Annotated in this window: 2 protein-coding genes; both read left to right on the forward strand. The window is 45.3% G+C overall.

Annotated elements, in window-relative coordinates; genetic code table 11:
• The coding region (locus tag AC1DUA_RS33440) for a glutamine synthetase family protein (protein WP_477503835.1) at positions 1-770 on the forward strand (770 nt) is incomplete at its 5' end.
• Between the two features lie 96 nt (positions 771-866).
• Positions 867-2,105, forward strand: a complete 1,239-nt coding sequence (locus tag AC1DUA_RS33445) for an aminopeptidase (RefSeq protein WP_477503836.1) — start codon at positions 867-869, stop codon at positions 2,103-2,105.
• The last annotated feature ends 423 nt before the right edge of the window (positions 2,106-2,528 follow it).

A 2,528-nucleotide genomic window follows, 5' to 3' on the forward strand; every position in this document is an offset into this window, starting at 1 on the left:
AAGTAGCTCCTGGTCAGCATGAAATCGACTTCAAATATGCGGATGCGATTAAAGCGGCTGATCAAATTCAAACGTTTAAACTCGTTGTCAAAACCGTAGCAAGACAGCATGGTCTACATGCTTCCTTTATGCCTAAACCATTGTTTGGCATGAATGGCTCTGGCATGCACTGTCACCAATCCTTATTCAAAGGTGAGACCAACGCATTTTACGATGAGTCCGACAAGTTAGGTTTAAGTAATGTTGCAAGACATTATATGGCAGGTGTACTTCGCCATGCACGTTCTTTTGCAGCGATTACAAACCCAACGGTTAACTCCTATAAACGTCTCGTTCCTGGTTACGAAGCACCTTGTTACGTAGCATGGTCTGCGAGCAACCGTAGTCCGATGATTCGTATCCCGGCTTCCCGCGGTTTAAGCACGCGCGTTGAAGTTCGTAATCCGGATCCGGCAGCGAACCCATACTTGGCGCTTGCTGTGATGCTTGCAGCTGGTCTGGATGGTATCAAAAACAAAATGCAGCTGCCTCCTCCAACAGATCGCAACATTTATGTGATGACAGAAGAGGAAAGAGAAAGCCAAGGTATTCCAAGCTTGCCTCTGAACTTGAAACATGCTTTGGATGAGTTGCTGCGTGATGATGTGATCTGCGATACACTTGGCGAACATGCTTTGGCACATTTCTATGAGCTCAAAGAAATCGAGTGGGATATGTACCGCACACAGGTTCACCAATGGGAAAGAGATCAATATCTGTCCTTGTACTAGGATAATCAGCGTTTGAAAAACTAGATACGAAAGCCCGTCATGATTCAGGAACACCTGAACTGATGGGCTTTTTCATGCGAAGGAGTAGGAACTCATATGGATAATTTTTTAGTCAACTTAGAAAAATATGCCGAACTAGTGGTAAAAATTGGCGTTAATTTGACCAAAGGTCAAGACCTTATGATCGAGTCGCCAATTGAATGCTTGGACTTAACGCGTCTAATCGTTAAGAAAGCTTATGAGGCAGGAGCGAACTATGTTCAGGTCAACTGGCAGGATGACTTTCTGACTCGTGCTCGCTTAGAAACGGCTCATGATKATGCACTAGATTACTATCCAGTGTGGTACACAGATATGCTGGAGCGTTTTGTTGAGAATGGCGGCGCATTACTGAATATTAAAGTGCCAGATCCTGACTTATACGCCGGTATTGACCCTAGTGTGATTTCCAGAGCTTCCAAAGCGATGGCAACAGCGCGTTCAAAGTATCAACAATATGTGAGAACAAGTACGTTCAGCTGGTGCTTGATTAAAGCTCCGACAGAGGCTTGGGCTTCCAAAGTGTACGCGGATCTTCCTGAAGATGAGCGTATGGATGCAATGTGGGATGCTATATTCCGGTTCAATCGCGTATACGAAAATGATCCAATTAGCGCATGGCGGGCTCATATTGAGCAATTGAAACGCGTTCGCAAGGTGCTGAACGACAAGCAATATGCTGCGCTGCAATATCGGGCTGCAGGGACTGATTTGCGCGTAGAGCTGCCAGATGGCCATATTTGGCTCGGTGGAGATAAAGCGAACGCAAGCGGGATTCGGTTTGTTGCGAATATGCCGACGGAAGAAGTATTTACAATGCCCAAGCGTACAGGTGTTAATGGGACGGTATCTAGTACGAAACCGTTAAATGTAAACGGAGCATTGGTTGATAAGTTCTCGTTCAGATTCGAGGACGGTAAAGTCGTGGATTATCAGGCAGAAGTCGGATATGAGCACTTGGCCAGGTTGTTGGAAATGGACGAGGGCGCTCGTTATTTGGGCGAAGTCGCGCTTGTTCCCTATGATTCGCCGATATCCAATCTTAATCGGATTTTCTACAACACAGGCATTGATGAAAATGCATCCTGTCACCTTGCTTTAGGCAGCTGCTATCCGATAAATATCAAGGATGGGGCTTCATTATCCAGTGAAGAGCTGAAAGTAAGAGGCGGAAACACAAGCTTGATCCACGTGGACTTCATGATTGGGACAGCCGATCTGGAGATTGACGGTGTGCTTCAAGATGGCAGTTTGGAGCCTATTTTCCGTGTAGGTAATTGGGCGCTTGCGTTTTAGTGTCAGTGTGAGACGAGTACAAAGAACCGAGGGACACTGTCCTTCGGTTCTTTGTTTTTTAGGGAACTATAGTTCCTTATTTACAGCGAGTAGCACTTTATTTATTGATGAGGGGAACTACAGTTCGCTATTTTGTTGATTTCACTGCAAAAATGAGCTTTGGAGGTCGAATAAGGTCCTGTAGTTCTCCTTCCGAGATAAAACAGCTCGTTTTCTTCCAAATAGGGTACTACAGTTCCCTTTTGGTGAACCCTTAGATGGATCCAGGCTAAGTTTCTAGTAAATAAGTTATCTGCATATGACAGAGGGGCTCACGTGAACAAATACAACCTAATAAGGACCATCAGGATGGTTCACCTGATGGTCCTTATTAGTCCTACATGTCACGGAATAGTCCGATAACACGGCCGAGAATCGTAACAT

It is taken from the genome of Paenibacillus sp. 01T422 (genome assembly GCF_056398785.1).